The following is a 575-nucleotide window of genomic DNA, read 5'->3' on the forward strand; positions in this document are numbered from 1 at the left end:
CCAGTTATCAATAAAAGTTTACTTTTTGCCTCAAAAGGAGTGGAATCCTTGGCAAGAGCCCGATATAATTTGGTGATAAAGGTGTGCCTAAAACTATAGAGGCCGTAATCTTCACCTAGGTCAAAATGATCTTTGACTACTTTCTTGAACCTTTTGGAAAAGTAATCTCTTTTGTTGTTTATAGTTGTCTGCCATTCTCCACCAATTTTATCGGGGGTAAAAAGGAAAAGCTCTCCATCCATTTGGCTTAGGTCTGGTAAATCTTTCCAAAGGATTTCAGGAATGATTTTGGTTTTGAGAGGGGAGTTTTTTGCCTTAAACTGAATGGTTCGTTTGTTTGTGTCAATATCCTTGACTCGAAGACGACAGACCTCAATTGGTCTCAATAAATTATAGGATATAAATTTAATGAACAGAAGAAGTGTAGGATCGTTTGCTTCCAAGTAACTGAAAATGGCCTCGGTGGTTTCTTCCGAATAAGTTTTGTTCCTTTTTGGGATGGACTTCAATACAGGGATTCTTTTTACAAAGTTATCCTCGATTAACTCGTTGTCCTCCATGGTCTGTAACAAACT

At 37.6% G+C, this 575-nt stretch carries 1 protein-coding gene; it reads right to left on the reverse strand.

Annotated elements, in window-relative coordinates:
• Nucleotides 1-575, reverse strand: a 575-nt coding sequence (locus LOK78_RS16380; protein WP_232635666.1) for a tyrosine-type recombinase/integrase, incomplete at both ends; no start/stop codon positions are given.

It is taken from the genome of Mangrovimonas futianensis, assembly GCF_021245805.1.
GTDB classification, from domain to species: domain Bacteria; phylum Bacteroidota; class Bacteroidia; order Flavobacteriales; family Flavobacteriaceae; genus Mangrovimonas; species Mangrovimonas futianensis.